This window comes from Phytohabitans aurantiacus, assembly GCF_027923225.1.
GTDB classification, from domain to species: Bacteria; Actinomycetota; Actinomycetes; order Mycobacteriales; family Micromonosporaceae; genus Phytohabitans; species Phytohabitans aurantiacus.
Genome location: NZ_BSDI01000025.1, coordinates 69,353 through 88,899, shown reverse-complemented (window position 1 = coordinate 88,899; position 19,547 = coordinate 69,353). Strand labels below are relative to the sequence as shown.

The window sequence follows — 19,547 nt, the reverse complement described above, 5'->3', positions numbered from 1 at the left end:
ATCCGTTCCCGCTCCAACGCGGACAATCTCTCTGCCACAACCCACTCCTACCTGCAGAAACGTGGGTGTTGCAGCCAGATCTTGAAACCGCCAGGGCGACGGTGGAGCGCCAAGATCTGGCCGCGCGGCGATGCGTTGCCGCGTTATCCGGGATAACGCGGCATCCCAGCCGCTCTGAGCCAGCACAATCCCGGAAAATGCTCGATCACCCGATCAGATCGAGCTTGTCGCGACGGCGGCGGGTGTGGGCGGGGGCGCTTCGGTGGCGAGGCGGCGGATGGCGCGTTCGGCGAAGATCAGGGGGATGACGCCGACGACGCCGAAGGAGATGTCGACAAGCTGCCAACCCCAGGGGATTCCGCGGATCGGACCGGCGATGAGGGCGAGCGGGACGATGGCGGCGCAGGAGATCATTCCGAAGTGGACGACCCAGATGTTGCGCACCGGATCGCGCAACGGGCCCCAGAACGCGACGGCGATGACAAGGTGCGCGAACGCCAGCCAGTCGGTGCCGTAGGCCAGGAACGGATAGTCCTGATTGGTCTGTGCGACGCCGTGGTGCACGCGGTCGACCCAGTCGACGAGGGCGGGCAGGTGCTCGGGAGCGGGTGACCAGTCGGCGTGCACAAGCTTTGCCAGCAGGCGCGTCTCGCTTTCGAGCGGAAACGCGGTGACGCCGCTGACGACGAGGCCGATGACGAACACCATGAGCCAGACGCGCACGCGGGTCAGGGTCTGCATGGACGGAGGGTATCCCCGTTGACGGGCCGCCTTACCCCGTCTGCACACCACCTTCACGCAAGGGACACACTTGATCCTCAATGTCGGCTCAACGTCGGGAGTCATCGCGTGCGGGTACTGTTCGTTTCCACTCCCGGCATCGGTCATGTGTTCCCGATGGTTCCGCTCGCCTGGGCGTTGCGGGCCGCCGGCCACGATGTGCTCGTGGTGACCGCAGGCCCCGCGCTGGCCGTCGAGCGGGCCGGGTTGGCCGTGGTCGACGGGGCGACCGGGTTCGCGGCTGCCCGCGCGCGGGTCCTGCGGGAACGGCCGGAACTCGTCGAGCGCCTGCGGTCGCTGCGCGGTGCGAAACTGTGGGACCTGCGGCAGGCGATCGACTACCTCGCGGTGCTGTCTGACCTCCTGGTCGACGGTGCTCTCGACGTCGCCGTCGCCTGGCGCCCCGACCTGGTGGTGCAGTCTCAAGTGGACGGTGCTGGCACGGTCGTTGCCGGCAAACTCGGAATCCCTTTGGTGACACATGGATTCGGCTTCGCGCGCACCGACGGGTTGGCTGAGCTGTACCGCGACCGCATGGCGGAGGCGTTCGAGCGCCATGCGGTGGCCGAGATTCCCCAACGCGGTGCCGCGATCGACGTGGTACCCCCGAGCATGCTCGACAGCGCGGTTTCCGGCTGGTCGATGCGCTACGTGCCCTACAACGGAGGCGGTGTACTGCCGGAGTGGTCACGCCGGCCGGCCATCGATCGCCCCCGCGTCGTCGTGACCCTCGGCACCCTCGAGCCCGAGCGCGGTGGGCTCGACATGGTGCGGCGGATCATCGACGCCGCGGCGCGACTCGACGTCGAACTCGTGCTCGCCCTGGGCGACGTCGACACCTCCGCGCTCGGCACCCTCGCTCCACACGTGCGCGTGGCCGGATGGATCCCGCTCAACACGCTCCTGCGCTCCTGCGCCGCGATCGTCCATCATGGTGGCGCGGGCACGACGCTGACCGCGCTCGACGCCGGAGTGCCGCAACTTGTCCTGCCCAGCGGTGCCGACCGCTACATCAACGCGGCCGCGGTGCGAGACAGAGGCGTGGGAATCTACTCCGAAACCGGTGACGTCGACGGCTCCCAACTCCACCGCCTGATTCACGATACGGCCCTGCGCGAGGCGGTCGCCGAGGTTCGGACCGAGATGCGGGCCATGCCCAGCCCGGCAAGCCTGCTGCCGCGCCTGACCGCCTTGACCGAGACGTGAGCTACAGGCGCGGTGATCGAGCGCGCAGCAGCACCACACAGAACCACGTCTCCGCGATGAGCGCGGGCGCGAGCAGCACCGGTGTCGCCTCGCCGCCGTAGCCGGGGACCAGCGTGAACAGGTAACTGTTGACGAGATAGCCGACTCCCGCGACACCGAGGAGGACCCCCAGGGCCGTCCGTCCTGAGTGGCGCAACAGGTGGCCCATGGCGAGGCAGTTCAGCCCGAAGATGACCAGGCCGGCCGCGTACCCGTGCTGGTGCGCCTCCAGGTGACGCAGCGCGTTCGTGGGATCCGTCCGCGCGGCGAGCAGGTTCGACAGGTTCGCCGTGAACACGGCCAGGCTCACCAGCCGCAGCGCCGCCGCCAGCAGCGACACCGGCTCGCTCACCCGGCGGAAGAGCAGGTACAGGATCGCCGTCATCACGACCTCGCCCGCGAGGTAGGTGAGGTTCGCCGCCAGGACCGCGCGCAGCAACCACTGTGCTTCGGCGGCGTTCGCGGCGGTCGCCGCCGCGTCGTCGGGGACGAATATCCGGGTACGCAGAGCGGCCTCGCTGGCGAGTCCGAAGGCGAGGACGATGAGGTACAGGAGTCCGGCTGTACGCGCGCTGAACAGCTTCATGCGCCGACCGTGCACCATCGCTGTTGTACTGCTGTTGTGCGCCGGTTGAGAGACTGTGGGGCATGGTGCGGATACGCCTGCTCGGTGGGGTCGGCGCGACGACGGCTGGCGGCGAGCCGGTCGACGTCGGCCCGGCCAGGAGCCAGGCGGTCCTCGCCGCGCTCGCGCTGTCCGCGGGCACCGCGGTGCCGCAGTGGCGCCTCGTCGACCTGGTGTGGGGCGACGCCCCGCCACGCACCGCCGCCCGCACGCTCCAGTCGTACCTGACGCGGCTGCGGACGGCTCTGGGGCCGGGCTCGATCCGGCGGGCCGGTGCGGCGTACCTTCTCGACGTGCCGGCCGACGCGGTCGACGCGCTGCGTTTCCAGCGCCGTCTTGACGCGGGCGACGCGGCCGGGGCGCTCGCCGAGTGGACCGGCCACCCCCTCGCGGGGCTGACCGCGCCGGGCCTGGCGCCAGCCGTCGACGGGCTCGTCGAACGGTGGCTGGCCGCCGTCGAGGCCGACCTGGGCGCGCGCGTCGACGCCACGCCCTCGACCGCGATCGGCCCGCTGACCGACCTGACCGCACGCTACCCGCACCGGGAGGGCCTGTGGGCGCTGCTGATGACCGCCCAGTACCGATGCGGGCGCCAAGTGGACGCGCTCGCCGCTTACCGGACCGCGCGCGGGCACCTGGTCGACGGCCTGGGTGTGGAGCCGGGTCCGCGCCTGCGGGCGCTGGAGGCTCGCATTCTCGCCGAGGGCGGCGAGAACGAGCGAGGAAACCTGCCGCGCCGGCCCGGGCGGCTGGTCGGTCGCGACGGCGCGCTCAAGGCCGTCGAGGAGGCGATCGCCGGGTACCCGGTGGTGACGCTCGTCGGTCCCGGTGGCATCGGCAAGACCCGGCTCGCGATCGCGGCGGCCCTGCGCGTCGACGGGGTGGACGGTGCCTGGCTGGTCGACCTGAGCCAGATCGGCGCGGCCGCGGACGTACCGCGCGCGGTGGCCGCCCCGTTCGGCGTCACCGAGACCGCCGGGCGGTCACTGGCGGAGTCCATCGTGGCGGCGCTGCGGTCCCGGCGGGCGCTGCTGGTACTGGACAACTGCGAACACGTCGTCGCCGCCGTCGCGCCGCTGGCCCAGGCGATCGTCGAGGGATGCCCGGACGTCCAGGTGCTGGCCACATCGCGGGAAGGGCTGGGACTCGGCCACGGACACGAGCGGCTGCTCACCGTCGCGCCGCTGGACCTGCCCGACGCCGTCCAACTTTTCGAGGAGCGCGCGGCGGCCGTGTGCGGTACCGCCGACCGGGAGACCGCCGAGCGCGTCTGCGCCCGCCTCGACGGCGTACCCCTGGCCATCGAGCTGGCGGCGGCGCGGACGGCCACGTTCAGCGCGGCCGAGCTGCTGTCCACTCTGGACGACCTGCTGGCCGGCGGCCCGCGTACGGCGGCCGCGCGGCACCGCACGCTGCGCGCCACCATCGAGTGGTCGTACGCCCTGCTCACGCCGCGCCAGCGCGGATATCTGGAGACGCTGTCGGTCTTTCCCGCCCCCTTCGACCGCGCCGCCGCGGCCGCCGTCGCGGGTGGCGACGTCGACGTGCTGGACGAGTTGGTCGCCCGGTCGATGGTGCTGGTCGAGGCTGGGCCGCGCTTCCGGCTCCTGTCGACGATCCGGCGGTTCGCGGGAGAGCGGCTCGCGGCGGCGGGCCGGGCCGGCAGGTTCGCCGCGCGGCACGCCCGGTGGTGTCGCGACGAGCTGCGGCGGGTACAGGCACGGCTCGCCGGACCCGATGAGGTCGAGGGCGTCGCCAGGCTGGACGAGCTGTGGCCGCACCTGCGGGCCGCGTTCGCCTGGGCGTGCGAGCGCGACCACGACATCGCGTACGCGTTGCTGCGCCCGGTCGCCGCCGAGATCGGCCTGCGCGGGCGTTGCGAGGTGGGCGATTGGGCTGAGCGCCTCCTCGACCGAGCCGGTGCCGCGGCACCGGCGCTGCTGGCGTGGGCGGGGAAGCGGTACGGGATGAACCAGCACCCGGCCGGATACGAGCGACTGGTCGAACGGCACGGCGAACCCGACCAACCACTGGTGCGGCACGGACGCGGGTCCGCGTACCAGGACTATGGAACGCTGGGGGAGCTCGCGCCGGCCGCGGCGGCCGAGTGGCGACGGCGCGGCGACGGCCTTCTGGCCGAGCAGGCCGATGTGGACGCGGGCGCGGCGCTGCTGTTCACCGGGCGTTTCGTCGAGCATGACGCCGTCGTTGGCGCGCTGGCCGAGCGGTACCGTGCCGGCGGGCCGCCGACCCTGCTGAACTGGACGTTGATGCTGCTCGGCTACTCAGCCGCGTGCCAGGGCGAGCGTGAGCGGGCCGAGCGGCTCTTCGACGAGGCGGTCGCTGTGCGCGTGCCGGACCACACGCACTCGCCGAACAAGCCTGTGCGCGCTCGGGCGCTGCTGCGACGCGGCGATCGGGCGGGTGCGTTCGGCCTGCTCAGGTCGCATGTGGACGAGCTGCTCGACACCGGAAACATGCAGGGCACGTGTGTCGCGGCGGTGGAGTTCGTCACCATGATGGCGGCGGTGGGCCGGTTGCCGGACGCGGCGCGCGTTCTCGGATACGTCGAGGGTGCCGGGATGCTCGACGTCGAGGTGTGGCGGGCGCAGGTCACCGAGGTCAGCGCGACGCTCACCACCGCCGGTGACCAGCGAAGGGCCGGCCGCGCGATGAGCCACGACGACGCCCTGCGGCACATGCGCGCCGTGCTCGACGGACTTCTTCGGCGCTGACCTGAGGCGTGTTCGCCTTGCTGGACAAGGCTGTCTTCGCGAGACTGTCGTGACGATGCCTCAGCAGAAGGTGGTTGACGTGACGACAGACGCTCAGTCGATGCGCGCCATCGCGGCCGGATACCGCGTTCTGGGCCGGCTGCGCCGCGGTCCCGACTCGGCGGTCTACCGCGCGGTCCGTGACGAGGACGGCACCGAGGTCGTGCTGAAGGTGCTGCTGTCCGAGGCGTACCCGATCGACGAGGAAGCCGCCAACCTGCGGCGCCTGCCACGCCACCCGAACCTGGTGCGCGTTCTCGGCTCGGGGCGCACCGTGCACGGCTTCCCGTTCTTCGCGATGGAGTACCACTCCGGGGGCTCGTACGCCGACCTGCTGGCCCGTTCCGGGCCGATCCCGGTCGAGGAGGCCATCCGGGTGGGGCGCGCGGTGGCCGAGGCGCTCGATGTCGTGCATAGTGTGGGCTTGGTGCATCGCGATGTGACGCCGGCCAATATCCTGCGTGGGGCGGATGGCCCGTTGCTGACCGACTTCGGTATCGCCGCGATGCCGGACGAGTTGAGTGGCACGGTGGCGCTTGACCGGCTGACTCCGCATCACGCGGCGCCTGAAGCGTTGCTGCGGGAGGCGCAGGACGGTCGGTCTGATGTGTATGGTCTGGCGTCTACTGTGTGGACACTGCTCGCTGGTCATCCGCCGTTCGCCACGCCCGACCAGCCGTCACCGGATCCGTTCGAGTATCGCGAGAGTGCGCTGCGTCGTGAGCTGCCGCCGGTGCCCCGCGAAGACGTGCCGCCGTGGTTGCAAGAGGTGCTGCGGCGGGCGATGGCCAAGGCGCCCGGTGATCGGTACCCTGACGCGGCCGCGTTCGCGACGGCACTACGCGATCGCCGCGCCCCGGACGAGGAACCGTCCACATCGGACGCGACTCCGGTCATCCAGGTGCCGGCTCCCGGCAGCGCGCCCACCGGCCACACGATGCCCGTCCCGCCGGGGCCCGCCGAGGTGAGTGGCCGCGGCTCGTCAGCCGTGTCGAAAAGCACCGCTGGTCCCGGCTCAGCCGGCTCCGCCGCGCCTGTCCCATCGCCTTCCGTGCCTGCCGCGTCGCCTTCCGTGCCTGCCGTGGCGGGTTCCGCGGCGGATGTCGCGTCGCGTGCGTCAGGTGCTGCGGGCGCTGCGTCGCGTGCGTCGGGTGCGGATGTCGCGTCGGGCGCTGCGGACGGTGCCGCGCGGGCCGGTGGTCGTGCCGCTGGCTCCGCGGCGAGGGCGGGCGCGACCGCTGGGGTCCGGCCGGCCGGTGACGCGACTGGTGCGGTGGGTGACCCCGCCGGGCGAGCGGGCGACGCTGGCGCGGGGGAGGGCGGCGCCGCGGCGCCGGACGGGCCGAAGCCGGCGAATGCCGGATCGGCGAAGGGCACGGGCGGCGCGGGCGGTGGGCGCGGGAGCGCGGTGCCGGACGGACCCGAGCCCGCCGGCGCCGCCGAGGTCGGTGGGCGGGCTTCGGCGAACACCGGATCCGCGACTGCCACGCGGCCGGCTACGGAGAGTGGGTCCGCGGGTGGCGGATCGAACGCTGATGGGCTGCCGGCCGCGGCCGGTGGCCGGACCGCTGCGGAGGGTGGGGCCATCGAGCGAGGGGCCGCTGGGCGCGGCGGCACCGCGCGGAGCGGGTCGGCGGGTGCGGCAGGCGGCCGTGCCGGGTCGGCCATGAGCATGGACGCGGCGCGCCGTGGCGCGGCCAGCGGGGGACTCGTTGCGCCGGAGAGGCAGGCCGAGGCGGCGCGCACCCAGGCGGCGGACCCGCCGGCCCTGGCGGCTGAGCGCCCGGCGGCAGCTGAGCGCGCGGCGGTGCCTGAGCGCGCGGTGGCGGCTGAGCGCGCGGTGGCGGCTGAGCGGGCGGCGGCGATCGAACGCCGGGCGGAGGCTGAGCGGGCTGCCGCGGCTGAGCGGGCGGTGGCGACAGAGCGCCGGGCGGTGGGTGAGCGCGCGGCGGAGGGTGAGAGGGCCGTGGTGGATGAGACGGCCGCGGTGGTGGAGGGCGCGCCGGCCGTGGCGCCGAGCCCGCTGCCGGGCGCGCGGGCGTCCACTCAGGACAGCGCCGGGCCGGTGCCGGTGTCCGGGGCGAGTGCGGGGCCCGCATCGCAGCGGACGCGGGCGGAGCCATCACTGCCGGGCGGCTGGGGCGAGGCCATGCCGCGTGACGAGTCGACCGTCGCCGCGCGCGCTGAGACCGCCGCGACAGGCTATGCGGGATACCAGACCGAGGCGGTGGCGCTGCCGGCGTACCAGATCGCTGGCTATGCCGCGGAGGACGCGGCCCCCGACTACGCCGTGGGCGACGTGGGTGGGTTGAGGTTCGACGACGAGCCGGAACCGGACGGCGTGCTCCCGCCGGATCGCCGGCGCGGAGTGTCCAAGGTGGTCGTTGGTGTGGCGGCGGTGGTCATCGGGTTGAGCGCCGCCCTGATCGGCACGCTCGCCTACCGCGGGCTTAACGAGGATGCGCCGGAGCAGGCGAAGGCCGTGCCGGGCGCGCCGGAAGACCTGCGGCTGGCCGACGAGCGGTTCGCGGTCACGCTGTCGTGGCGCGATGTGAGTGACGGCAACGCGATCGTGTACGTGGTGGGTGGTCCGCGGGGCAAGACACCGAGCACGATGGCGAGCGCGGCCCGGGGCGCCACGTCGGTGCGGGTCAACGGCGTCAACCCGGAGGTGGACTACTGCTTCCGATTGGTGGCCGCGTTTTCGGTCGACGAGGTCGCCACGTCGGACGAGTCGTGCACCACGCGATTCGCTGCCAGCCCGACGCCGAGCTGACCTTCTCCAGAAGGTGGTAGACGTGACGACAGATCCGCAGGCGCTGCGCTCCATCGCGGCCGGATACAGCGTTCTGGGCCGGCTGCGCCGCGGGCCCGACTCCGCTGTTTATCGTGCGGTCCGTGACGAGGACGGCACTGAGGTCGCGTTGAAGGTGCTGCTGTCCGAGGAGTATCCGATCGATGAGGAGGCGGCCAATGTGCGGCGCCTGCCTCGCCATCCGAATCTGGTGCGGGTGCTGGGCACGGGCCGGACGGTGCTTGGCTTTCCGTTCCTGGTGATGGAGTACCACCCCGAAGGCTCGTACGCCGACCTGCTCGCCAGTTCCGGCCCCATCCCCGTCGAGGAGGCCATCCGGGTGGGGCGTGTCGTGGCCGAGGCGCTCGACGCCGTGCACGGTGTCGGCCTGCTGCACCGCGATGTGACGCCGGCCAATATCCTGCGTGGGGCGGATGGCCCGTTGCTGACCGACTTCGGCATCGCCGCCATGCCGGACGAGTTGAGTGGCACGGTGGCGCTTGACCGGCTGACCCCGCACCACGCGGCACCCGAGGCGCTGCTGCGGGAGGTGCAGGACGGCCGGTCCGATGTGTACGGTCTGGCGTCTACTGTGTGGACACTCCTCGCTGGTCATCCGCCGTTCGCTTCGCCGGACCAGCCGTCGCCGGACCCGTTCGAGTACCGCGAGAGCGCGCTGCGTCGTGAGGTGCCTGTGGTGCCGCGTGAGGATGTGCCGCCGTGGCTGCAGGAGGTGCTGCGGCGCGCGATGGCCAAGGCGCCCGGTGATCGGTACCCTGACGCGGCCGCGTTCGCGACGGCACTGCGCGACCGTCGCGTCCCGGACGCGGCACCGTCTACATCGGAGCCCGCGCCGGTCATCCAGGTGCCCGCTCATGGTAGTGCGCCCACCGGCCACACGGTGCCCACCTTGCCGACGCCCGAGGTGACCGTACGCAGCTCGGCCGCCGCCGGGTCGGCGCCACGCGGGTCGGCGCTGGACGACGCGGACCCGCCGGATCTGCGACGTGGAGTGTCCAAGGTGGCCGTTGGGGTGGCGGCGGTGGTCATCGGGTTGAGCGCCGCTCTGATCGGGACGCTGGCCTACCGTGGGCTGGTCGCGGACGCGCCGGAGGAGGCGCGGATCGTGGTGGGGGCGCCGGAGGATGTGCGACCTGCCGACGTGCGGCCTTCCGGAGAGCCGTCCGCGTCTACGCCGGTGGCGGCTTCCCCCTCAGTCGCTGGCAACGGTGGCGCCGAGCGGGTCGTGCCGGCTACCGGCAGGCCCCCCGTCCAGCAGGCACGGCCAAGCCCGTCGCGCACCGAGGCGGCACCGGCCAAACCCGGCGCACCGGCGCCGACGAGGTCCAGCAAGCCGACACCGACACCGAAACCGACGCCGAAGCCTTCGCCGAGCGGTGGCTCGACGCCCAACCCGTATACGGCGGCACAGGTCTGCGGCAGCGGATACAAGGTCATCGACTCGGCGACCCTCGGCTCGTTCGGCAAGGTGTACCTGCTCTACAACGCCGGCAACGGATACAACTGCTCGGTGATGCTCAAGACCGCCTCGGTCGGCACCAAGACGACCGTCTCGGCGTACCTGCAGGTGCAGGGCGGGTCCCGGGTTACCGACAAGGGCTCCTTCGGCTACTACGCCGGCCCGGTGCGGGCCAAAGCCCCTGGGGTCTGCGTCGCGTGGGGCGGTTCGGCGGGTGGCGTCACCTACAACAGCCCGTTCGAGCACTGCGGCTAGGTGTGTCAGGGGCGCCACCACAGCGGGCGGGGGTCGAGCCACCAGGTCAGGCGGCGCAGGCGTCCTGAGTGGCGGCGCAGGGCCTTGCGGTGGGCGCGGGCCTCGGACACCAGGCGGTCCACATTGGCGCCGGGTGGGAGCGCGGCGCCGAAGGCCACGCCGTTGACGGCGGCCGCGAGCGCGCCTACGCCGGGGCCGGGCGCTGCCGCACCAGCCAGTCGCGCCACGTCGTCCACTGTGGATGCCGGAGCGGGGCGGTGGCCGGCCTGGCGCAGGCCGGCGCGGACCTCGGCCCACGCCCCGAGCAGGCGGCCGGTCGGGCCGCCGCGGCGGAGGCGGGCGTGGCCGCGCCACAGTCGCAGCGAGGGTACCGCGACGAGGAGCCCGAGCATCGCGGCGACCGCGTACCAGGGCCAGCGGATCGGCGGCGCCGGCGCTCCGCGCGGTGGGGCGGCCGCGGCGGTATCGTCCGCGGGTTGATCCTCCTCGTCCGCCGAGCCCGACGGGGTCGGCTCGACCTGGGGGAGCGTGGGCAACGGGTCGAGCGGCGCCGGTCCGAGATTGTCCGTTGTGGACGCCGGTGGGGTCGGGTCGAACGGCACCCAGCCGGCGCCGTCCAGGTACACCTCGGGCCAGGCGACCGCGTCACCGGCGCGCACCACGTACAGGTCGGTGCCGTCGAGCGGCTCGCCGACGGTGAAGCCGACGGCCACCCGGGACGGCATGCCCAGCGCCCGGGCCAGTACGGCGAACGCGGTCGCGAACTGCTCGGAGGTGCCGCGCCGGCCGCCCTGCTCGACGGGGCGCATCAGGAAGCGGTCGAGGCTTGGATAGCCGTTGCCGCCGGGCGCCTTGGCGTCGAAGCGGTAGTTGCGCCGCAGGTGGTCGGCGAGCCGGGTGGCCTGGTCGTACGGGCTGCCGGTGCCGGCCGCGAGCCGTGCGATCTCGTACAGCCGGGCGGGCCCGCCGGGCGGCAGCGTGCGTCCGGTGTCGAACTCGTCGCCGGTCGGCAACCGCGCACCGGCGAGGCGTTGGGGATTCCAGTCGGGCGGCCGGGCGTCCACTATGTACCGCTGCCCGGCACGCAGCCCGTCCGGTGCGACCAGCGTGGCGGTCGGCGCGTCGACGGCGACCCGTACCCCGGTCACCTCCTCGGCACCGTCCGGCGCGGGCAGCCAGCCACCGCTGAGCCCGGCGATCGTCAGCTCCTGGCGCGCGGCCGGTCCGGCGGTCTCCACTGTGGCCGGCAGCACGGTGCCGGCGGCGTGGTACGTGCGCGCGGGCAGCCAGGTCACGCCGGTGAACTCGGCGAGGGTCACCAGCCGCAGCCGGGACGGCCGGTCGGTGCGCACCTCCAGCAGCGTCTCGTCCGGATTGGCGGCCCATCCGGCGAGCAGGTTGAGGGGGTTGACCTGTTCCGGGTTCTGGTACGGCGGGTCCACGTGCGCCCGCAGGTCGGGCGGGCGGCGGTCGGTTGTGGACAGCAGCGCCGGTCCGGCGAGCCCGGCGACGGCGGCGGCCAGCGCGACGAATCCGGCGGCGTGCAGGCGTCCACTGTGCTGGGTGAGGGCCAGCATGGCGGTGAGCGCGAGGACCAGGAGGACGGCGTACCCGTAGGCGGGCTCGCCGACCGGGCCGACCACGGCGACCGCCCCGCCGAGCAGCCCGACCGGCGGCAGCACGGCGAGCGCCGGCCGGCGCGTGTAGAGGAGCGCGGCGGCGGTCGCGGCGGCGAGCCAGGTGCCGCAGAACGGCAGCGCCACCATCTCCAGGGTGACCGGCACCGGTACCGACGTGGTGAGGATGCGCGCACCGGAGAAGCGCAGCGCGTCCAGGGCCGATCCTGACTGGTGGGGCAGCCAGGCGGCGAGCGCCACGACCGCGCCGGCGAGGACCGCGAGGGCACCGACGATCGTGGTGGAGGCGGTGCGGCGGGCGGCCCGCAGCGCTCCCGATACCGCCGCGCCCCCACCCGCGGCGGCACACAGCAACAGCGCGGCCGTTCCGGGTGCGTACGTGGCGGCCAGCGGCAGGACGGCGGCGGCGCAGGCGACGACGGCGGCCGCCAGCATCGCGACCCTCCTCATCGGACCATTCCGTTCCACCGGTCGGCGAACTCGGCGGCGGTGGCGGCCGCCAGCGCGACCGCGCCCGGGGGCAGGGCCGGCGGGCTGGCCCGCTTGCCGAGCAGCACCACGACAAGTGCGGCGTACCCGGCGCGGGCCGCGAGCACGGGCGACAGGTCCGCGTCCGGGCCGGACAGGACGAGCAGCGTGTCACCGGCCCGGTCGCGCCGCAGCCCCGGCAGGACGCGGGTCAGGTCGACGCCGGCCGCCGGGCTGACCTGGGCCAGCAGGTCGAGACCGGCGTCCACAGTGGTGGCCACGGCGGTGCGGGAAGCCGGGCACAACGCGAACGGCACGCCGTCGCGGCCGGCGGCGGCGACCACCGAGGCGGCGGCCTCCACGACGTCTTCGAGAGCGTCCTCGTCGGGTCCGTACGCCTCGGCGCGGTCGTCGACCAGTACGGCCAGCCGGGGCAGGGCGGTGTCGACGTGCTCGCGCACCATCAGCGTGCCGAGCCGTGCCGAGGTGCGCCAGTGCACGCGGCGCAGGTCGTCGCCCAGCCGGTACTCGCGCAACGCGTGGAACGCGATGCTGCCGTGCAGGGCGGTGTCGAGCAGCCCGTCGAGGCTGGGCGCGGTGCCGAGCGGCAGGGCCCGGAGGTACCGCCAGCGGGGCCGCACGAGCACCCGGATGGCCGGCGCCACCTGGCGCTGTGCCCGGCACAGCCCGAGCGGGTCGTGCCGGCCGACGCGCAGCGGCCCCACGGTCAGCACGCCGCGGCGGCCGGTCGGCAGCGGATACGAGACCCGGCTGGGGATGCCGCCGCGTACCCGTACCGGCGTGGAGACGGTGTGCGAGCCGAGCGGCCCCCGTACCGGTTCGGTGACGTCGAGGCCGCGCGACCGGCCGGACGCCGAGTACACGTCCACATCCGCCCGGCACTCCTCGCCTTGGCGGGCGCGCGCCGGGGTGACCGTTCGATCGGCGGTGACCCGGGGTGGGGCGCCCACCCAGGCGAAGGCGAGCGCCAGGCACAGCAGGGCGGCGCCGCCGAGCAGCGCGATCTCCCGGTATCCGGCCACGAGGCCGAGCGCCAGCAGGATCGGCCCGGCCGCGAGCACCGTCCACCCACGACTGGTCGGCATCAGCGGAGGGCGGCCTCGGGAGTGGGCACGGCCACCTCGGCCAGGATCTCGCCCATCACCTCGGTCGCGTCGCGGCCGCGCAGGGCGGCGTCGGGTGCGAGCAGCAGCCGGTGCGCGCAGACGGACTCGGCGAGCGTCTTCACGTCTTCCGGTACCGCGTACGCCCGACCGCCGGCGAGCGCGTACGCCCGGGCGGCTCGGGCCAGCGCGACGCAGCCGCGCGGCGACAGGCCGAGCCGGATGTCGGTGTGGCGACGGGTGGCGGCGGCGATGCGGCGAATGTAGTCGTAGATGCCATCGTGGACGGTGACGCGTTCGGTCAGGGCGGCCAGCCGCGCCACGTTTGCCACCGAGAGCACCGGGGTGAGCCGGTCGGGGGAGCGCATCGCGGCGCCGCGCATGACCTCCAGCTCCGCGTCGGCCTCCGGGTAGCCGACGGACAGCTTCATCAGGAACCGGTCGAGCTGCGCCTCGGGCAGCCGGTACGTGCCGTCCATCTCGACCGGGTTCTGGGTGGCGACCACGAGGAACGGCTGCGGCACGGCGTACCGGTTGCCGTCCACTGTGACGTGCCGCTCCTCCATGACCTCCAGCAGCGCCGACTGGGTCTTCGGGGACGCGCGGTTGATCTCGTCGGCCAGCACCACGTTGGCGAAGACCGGGCCGGGGTGGAACTCGAAGACCTGCTTGGCCTGGTTGAAGATGGTCACGCCGGTGACGTCGGCGGGCAGCAGGTCGGGCGTGAACTGGATGCGCCGCCACCGCCCCTCGACGGTGGCCGCGATCGCCCGGGCGAGGGTGGTCTTGCCGACACCCGGCACGTCTTCGATGAGCAGGTGCCCGCCGGCGAACAGCGCCGTCAGCGCCCGCCGCACCACCTCGGACTTGCCCAGCAGCACTGTGGACACGGCGCCCGCGAGGCGGCCGAACGAGCCTTCGAAGTCGACGACCTCCTCCGCCGTCAGCGGTTGCACGTAATTCCCCACTAACATTCCGCGATCTGTTCGATGGTGACGCCATTGTGCAGGTAGACGAAGGCCTCGGGCACCCAGTGCCCACCGGCCTTGAAGATCCAGTGGCCGCTCTGCTTGCCACCGTACGGCCGGGCGTCGACGGTGTCGCCGTACGCGCGGCAGACCGCGAAGATCTCGTAGCCGTCCGCGTTGTGGTCGACGGCCGCGCTCGGGTTCCAGCCCGGGCTGTCGAAGATGGGGACGCCGCCGGCGCAGAAGTCCGGGTCGGCGTTCGCCGGGTTGTCGTGGCAGTGGATGTTGCCCGCCTTCCCGAGCTGGCGCGTCGTGACCTGCTGGGTGTCCCTGCCCGTCTGGCCGCCCGCCTCGGCGGTGACGGTCACGGTGTACGGCGTCTGCGGGGTCAGGCCATCGACCTCGACGCGGCCGCCGCAGCCGGTCGCCGACCGCGAGCCCACCGTCACGGTGCAGCTCGGCGTGTCACCGCTGGGGTTGTTGACCCGGAACAGCACGATGACGTCGTCGTCGCCGACCAGCACGTCGTTGATGGTGACCGTGATACTCGGCAGTCGCTCGACGTCCACTGTGGCCGCCGCGCCTTCGCCGGCCGAGTTGACGGCGGCGACGGTCACCTGGGTCAACGACCCGTCGCCCGTGATGGTCGTCGTGCGGGCGTCGCCGGCGACCTCGCGCGTGACGGCGCCGGCCCGCACGACGTACGCGGACACCGGCTGGCCGTTGGCCTGCGCCGGACCCCAGGTGACGGTGTAGCTGTTGGCGTCGGTCTGCCGGGCGGCCACGTTCGTCGGCCGGCCGGGCCGGGTGAACGGGACCACCTCGTTGCTCGGCGGGCTCGGCTCGCTCGCCCCGCCGCCGGCGGCCGCCCGTGCCACCACGGTGAACGTGTACGGGACGCCGGGGGCCAGCCCCTCGAACTCCGTGGACAGTCCGGTGACCGTCTGCGGCGGGTTGTCGCCGGCCTGCCCGTCGCGCAACGGTGTCACGACGTAGCTGCCGGCGTCCGGCACGGCTTCCCAGGCGACCGCGACCCGTCCCGCCGTGACGGTGGCGGTGGGCGCGCCCGGCCGCGCGGGAGCCGCGCCGACCGGTGTCACCGGCTCGGACAGCGCCGGAGCGCTGCTGCCATAGCCGTTCCGCGCCACCACCCGGAACCGGTACTCGGTGCCGTTGGTCAAGCCGGTGACCAGTGTGGACAGTTGGTCGCCGGGCACCTCGACGCGACCGCCGTTCCAGGTCACGACGTACCGCTCGACGGCGGCGCCGCCTCTGGTGGCCGCGCGACCCCAGGTGACCCGCACCTGCCCGTCGCCCGCCAGGACCGTGACCGGTACCGGTACACCGGGCGCGCCCGGCTGTTCGGGATCCGGCCGGTTCTCGGTCGGCGCCGGTCGCGGCCGGGTTGTCGTCTTCGACGGGCTCGGCGGCTTCGGCGGTCCGGTGGTGGTCGCGGGCTTGCTCGGCGGCGCGGTCGGGCTACGGGTTGGATCGGGCACGGCCGCGCCCGGGCCGTACTTGTCGACCACGCTGGTCTCGCCCTCGGGGTCGACCACCACGGCGGTCGGCGCGTCGACGGCGTTGATGAACAGGTGCTGCTCGCGCACGAGCAGCTCGAGCGTGCCGGTGGAGCGCGGCACGCTGACCGGCTTCAACTCCTTGCCGCCCTTGTCGTACACGCGGACCAGGCTTGCCTTCTCGTCCGGTACGTAGATGCGCCCGGCGAACGGTACCGCCGTCTGAGCGCCCGCGGGCAGCGCGACCTTGCCGACGGGCCCGCCCTCGTCGACGTCCTCGATGGTCACCGCGGTGCGGTCCGGCGGCACCGTCACCACCGCGAGGTCGCCGACCGTGCGGTCGGGCATCACGGCGGCGGCCAGCTTCACCGGCGACTTCATCCGCTTGGTTTCCTTGCCACTGACCGCGACCATCGCGTCACCGCTGCGGTCGACGGCGAGGACGCCCTTGTCCAGCACGCTGACCGCGAGGTCGTGGCCGGGCTCGGCGACCGGGACCGTGCGGGTGATCGCCAGGTCGCCGCCGCTGCCGGTGACCGCGACGACGGTGCCCTGGCCGGGCAGGCCGAGCCACAGCGCGCCGTTGGTGTCGTAGGCCCCGCCGACCAGCGGCGCGGGCAGCTGCAATGGTTCGCCGCGCACCTGGAGCGTCGCCGGGTCCAGCGAACGGATCAGGCCGCGGGTGCGATCGACCACAGTGGCGTGTTCGCCCGAGAGCACGATGGTGACGTCGTTGCCCGGGTCGACGGCGAGCGAACCGGAAAAGCCCATGCGGCTCAGGTCGACAGAGGTCACCCGGCCGGTGTCGAGGTCGTGCAGGAGCAGGAAGTTGTCGTCCTGCGTCACCCGGATGCGATGGCCGCGCGAGTCGACCAGCGGCTGTCGCAAGTCGACGGTGCCGGAATCGCCGTTGAGGCGGGACACCTCGCCCACCGGCCGGCTCCACAGCCAGGCGCTGCCGTCGAAGACCGCGGGTGCCTGGCCCATCGCGCCGAGCCCGAACACGGTGCCGACCAGGGCGCCGGCGACCGCGACCACCAGCGTGCCGGCCGTGAATCCGCGCAGCCGCCGCGGAACCAGGTTGGGCGGCAACTTCACGAGGGGACCTCCTCGGCCAGGCATGCGGCCAGTTCCAGGAATGCGGCGCGGGTAGGGCGCCGGAGCCGTTCGATGTCGATGACGCGGCAGTCGGCGAGCGCGTCGTCCCAGGGGATCTGCACGACGCGCTCGTTCGGGCGCCACCGGCCGACCCGGTCGCGGCGGCCCAGCCGGCCCACGCCGGTGACCGCCACGACGACCGACTCGGCCAGCGACTGGTCTATCTTGAACAACCGGTCGAGCGTGTGCTCGGCCGCGGCCACCGCGTCCGGAGCCGTGGTGGTCACGACAACGGCGCGATCCGATCGCGCGAGAGCACCGTGGCCGATGTCGCTGCCGTCGTCACCGACGTCGAGCAGCGTGTACGCGAAATCGAGGCGCAGGTCGGCGACGACCCGAGCCAGTGTGGGGCGACCCAGCGGGGTGTCCCAGGGCGCACCGTCGACGATGGCCACCCCGGACACCTGAGCCGGCTCGACCGTGCCCGCGGCGTAGGACGCGGCGTCCGGGGCGGCCGCCCCGGCCAGCAGCCGGCCGAGCGACGGGGTGCCGGTGCGGGTGTCCGCGATCGCCACCTGGCCGGGCACCAGCGTGCCGAGGGCCAGCGCGACGCCGGCGGCCGTGCAGGTGGTGCCCACACCGCCCTTGCCCGCGACGAACGCCGCCACCCGCGGTGACGCCTGGCCCTGCCGCACCACTGTGGACAGTTCCTGCTCGTGCGCGACCCGTGCCGAACCCTTCGCCTGCCAGACCATGGGCCGGCGCGGCGGGACCGATTCACTCACCGGTCCGCCAGCCTCGTGTCGCACGAGCGTCATCGACCTGGACCCGCGACCGCCGGCTCGGCCACCCGTACCGGCCGCTCCGCGACGGGACCGTCGACCATGGCGACGGGGACGGGTGCGGTCTCCCACAGGCCGTCTTCGGGCGCCACGTCGGTGGCCGCCGTCTCGATCCGCGGCGGCTCGTACGCCGGCTTGCGTTCCCGCTTCGGCCCGGTGGCGACCGGGCGCGCGGCCTGGTCGCGAGCGCCGGGCAGGGCGGGCTGTGGCGTCTGCGGCGCGACCGCGGGCCGGCGCTGTCCGGTGAGGTCGACCCGGTTGACCGGCGCGGTCTGCCACGGTCCATCGTGGACCGGCTGCCGCGGGCCGGTGGCGAGCGGGCGCCGGGCGGCGCCGCGAGCCGGCCGGCCCTGGGTGTCGCGGCCGAGGACCGGACCGCCGGGCGGCGGCACCGGCGGGGTCACCCCGCGGGTGCCGGCGAGGTTGGGTGTGGCCGGCCGCGGGGTCGCGCCCAGCTCTCCACCGAGAGCGGCCGGCCGCGGTGCGGGCGCGCCGGCGCGGCGCTGAGGCCCGCCGGGTGCGGCCGCGCCAGGGATGCCGGCACCCGGGAGGCCGGCACCCGGCCGCTGGGCCGGTGCGCCGGCGCGGCGCTGAGCCCCGGCGGGCTGGACCGTTCCCGGGACGCCGGCGCTCGGCATCGCGCCCGGGCGGACCGCGCCGGGGCGCGGGGCTGTGCGGGAGCCCGCGCCGGCCGGCGCGGCGGGCGGGACAGCACCGGGGACCGGGCGGGCGCCGCCGAGCCCGGGGGCCACCCGGCCCTGCCCGGGCGGCGGTGTGGCAAGTCCGGGGGCCGGCACGGCGCGGCCGAGCACCGGACCGCGCCCGCCGGGCGGTGTGCCGGGGGCGACCACGCCGGGCACGGTGGGGCGGCCGATCACGGGCGGCGCGGGGCGGGGAACGACGCCGGGCGCGGGAGGCACGACGCCGGCGCGAGGCGGCGGGACCGCTCCCGGTGGCGGTGGCACGGCCGCACCCGGCGGTGCCGGTACGAGGGCTCGTGGCGGTGCGGGGACGGCCGGTGCGGGTGCCGGCGGGGCGCCCACACGCTGCGCGCCGAGGCCGGGCGGTGCGGGCACTCCGGGCGGTGCCGGAACCCGGGCCCCAGGCGGCGCTGGGGTGCCGGTGCCGGGCGGCGGAGCCACGGGCGGCGGCGGGGCGGGGGCCGGCGGCGCGGCGGGCGGCGGGGGAGCCACGGGCGGTGTACCCGGTGACGGGGGTGGCGGCGCGCCCGCGGGTGCTCCGGGCGGCGCCGGTGGTGGCGCGGCCCCACCGGGCGCACCGGGTGGCGGCGGTGGCGCCGGGGCAGCGGGGGAGGGCGGGGCGAAGAACGGGACCGCCGCCATGTTGGGCATGCCGGTCTTGGGGCCGGCGAACGTGGGCAGCTCGATGATCGTGGTCTCGGCGGCGGTGTTCAGCATCGGCCTGACGATCGCGCGGGCCCGGCGGCTGAACTCCTCCTGCGCCTCCAACCGGAGCTGGGAGACCTTCGCCTTGATCTCTTCCTTGGTCATGCCCTTGATCGAGTCGCCGAGCCAGGCCAGCCCTGTGCCACCGTCGACCGGCGTGGCCGCGGCCGCGGCGGCGATCTCGCCCTTGCGCGACTCGTACTCGGCCCACAGCGCGGCCATCTCGCGCTGCGCCTGGCCGATCGCGAGGGCGACCATCTGCAGGCTGCTGGAGTTGGCGAGGGCGGTGCTCGACGCCTCGTACATGGACAGCGACGACGTCGCGGCGTGCGTGGCGAACGCGTCCGACGCCTCGCCCAGCCAGGTCTGACCCAGAGCGGTGCGCTGGTCGTGCAGGCGCTGGCCGGCGTCCAGGAACTTCTCGCCCAGCACCCGCCACATGTGCGCCATCTCCTGGACGGCTTCATCGTTGAGGATCCGGACGTCGGCCCACAACAACTCGATGGTCAAGCCGTCGAGGCTAGGGTCCGCCAT

The 19,547-nt window shown here is 74.2% G+C and carries 12 protein-coding genes; 4 read left to right on the top strand and 8 right to left on the bottom strand.

Annotated features, from left to right (window positions below):
* Positions 1 to 213: 213 nt before the first annotated feature.
* Entirely contained in the window at positions 214 to 741 is a 528-nt protein-coding gene (locus tag QMG73_RS24490; protein WP_281899397.1) for a hypothetical protein, read from the bottom strand.
* 108 nt (positions 742 to 849) lie between these two features.
* Here QMG73_RS24490 and QMG73_RS24485 point away from each other — a divergent pair, with 108 nt between their 5' ends.
* Positions 850 to 1,986 carry a nucleotide disphospho-sugar-binding domain-containing protein gene (locus QMG73_RS24485; protein WP_281899395.1) on the top strand — a complete coding sequence of 379 codons (1,137 nt, stop codon included), beginning with the start codon at positions 850 to 852 and terminating at the stop codon, positions 1,984 to 1,986.
* 1 nt (position 1,987) lies between these two features.
* Here QMG73_RS24485 and QMG73_RS24480 read toward each other — a convergent pair whose 3' ends face one another.
* Positions 1,988 to 2,611 (bottom strand): DUF4386 domain-containing protein, encoded by a 624-nt coding sequence (locus tag QMG73_RS24480; RefSeq protein WP_281899393.1) that lies wholly within the window; start codon positions 2,609 to 2,611, stop codon positions 1,988 to 1,990.
* A gap of 62 nt (positions 2,612 to 2,673) precedes the next feature.
* On the opposite strand from QMG73_RS24480, the gene QMG73_RS24475 reads away from it, so the two are divergent.
* The 3 genes from QMG73_RS24475 to QMG73_RS24465 all read left to right on the top strand — a co-directional run bounded on the left by QMG73_RS24475 (position 2,674) and on the right by QMG73_RS24465 (position 9,953).
* Entirely contained in the window at positions 2,674 to 5,385 is a 2,712-nt protein-coding gene (locus QMG73_RS24475; RefSeq protein ID WP_281899391.1) for an ATP-binding protein, read from the top strand.
* Between the two features lie 79 nt (positions 5,386 to 5,464).
* Positions 5,465 to 8,200, top strand: coding sequence for a protein kinase domain-containing protein (locus QMG73_RS24470; RefSeq protein ID WP_281899389.1), 2,736 nt, complete (start codon positions 5,465 to 5,467; stop codon positions 8,198 to 8,200).
* A gap of 22 nt (positions 8,201 to 8,222) precedes the next feature.
* Entirely contained in the window at positions 8,223 to 9,953 is a 1,731-nt protein-coding gene (locus tag QMG73_RS24465; protein WP_281899388.1) for a serine/threonine protein kinase, read from the top strand.
* A 5-nt stretch (positions 9,954 to 9,958) separates the two neighbouring features.
* Here QMG73_RS24465 and QMG73_RS24460 read toward each other — a convergent pair whose 3' ends face one another.
* Genes QMG73_RS24460 through QMG73_RS24435 form a run of 6 tightly spaced genes read right to left on the bottom strand, consistent with a single transcriptional unit; the run spans position 9,959 to position 19,547 of the window.
* Complete coding sequence (locus tag QMG73_RS24460) at positions 9,959 to 12,040, bottom strand: transglutaminase family protein (protein WP_281899386.1); 2,082 nt, start codon at positions 12,038 to 12,040, stop codon at positions 9,959 to 9,961.
* Positions 12,037 to 13,164, bottom strand: a complete 1,128-nt coding sequence (locus QMG73_RS24455) for a DUF58 domain-containing protein (protein WP_281899384.1) — start codon at positions 13,162 to 13,164, stop codon at positions 12,037 to 12,039. Before QMG73_RS24455 ends, QMG73_RS24460 begins: the two co-directional genes overlap by 4 nt.
* Positions 13,164 to 14,156, bottom strand: a complete 993-nt coding sequence (locus QMG73_RS24450; RefSeq protein ID WP_407676850.1) for an AAA family ATPase — start codon at positions 14,154 to 14,156, stop codon at positions 13,164 to 13,166. The genes QMG73_RS24455 and QMG73_RS24450 overlap by 1 nt, the downstream gene beginning before the upstream one ends.
* On the bottom strand, positions 14,150 to 16,765 hold the full coding sequence (locus tag QMG73_RS24445; RefSeq protein WP_281899381.1) for a fibronectin type III domain-containing protein: 2,616 nt from the start codon (positions 16,763 to 16,765) through the stop codon (positions 14,150 to 14,152). The genes QMG73_RS24450 and QMG73_RS24445 overlap by 7 nt, the downstream gene beginning before the upstream one ends.
* Positions 16,762 to 17,550: a hypothetical protein gene (locus tag QMG73_RS24440; RefSeq protein WP_281899380.1), complete on the bottom strand. Its 789-nt coding sequence runs from the start codon at positions 17,548 to 17,550 to the stop codon at positions 16,762 to 16,764. The genes QMG73_RS24445 and QMG73_RS24440 overlap by 4 nt, the downstream gene beginning before the upstream one ends.
* 29 nt (positions 17,551 to 17,579) lie before the next feature.
* Complete coding sequence (locus QMG73_RS24435) at positions 17,580 to 19,547, bottom strand: WXG100 family type VII secretion target (protein WP_281899379.1); 1,968 nt, start codon at positions 19,545 to 19,547, stop codon at positions 17,580 to 17,582.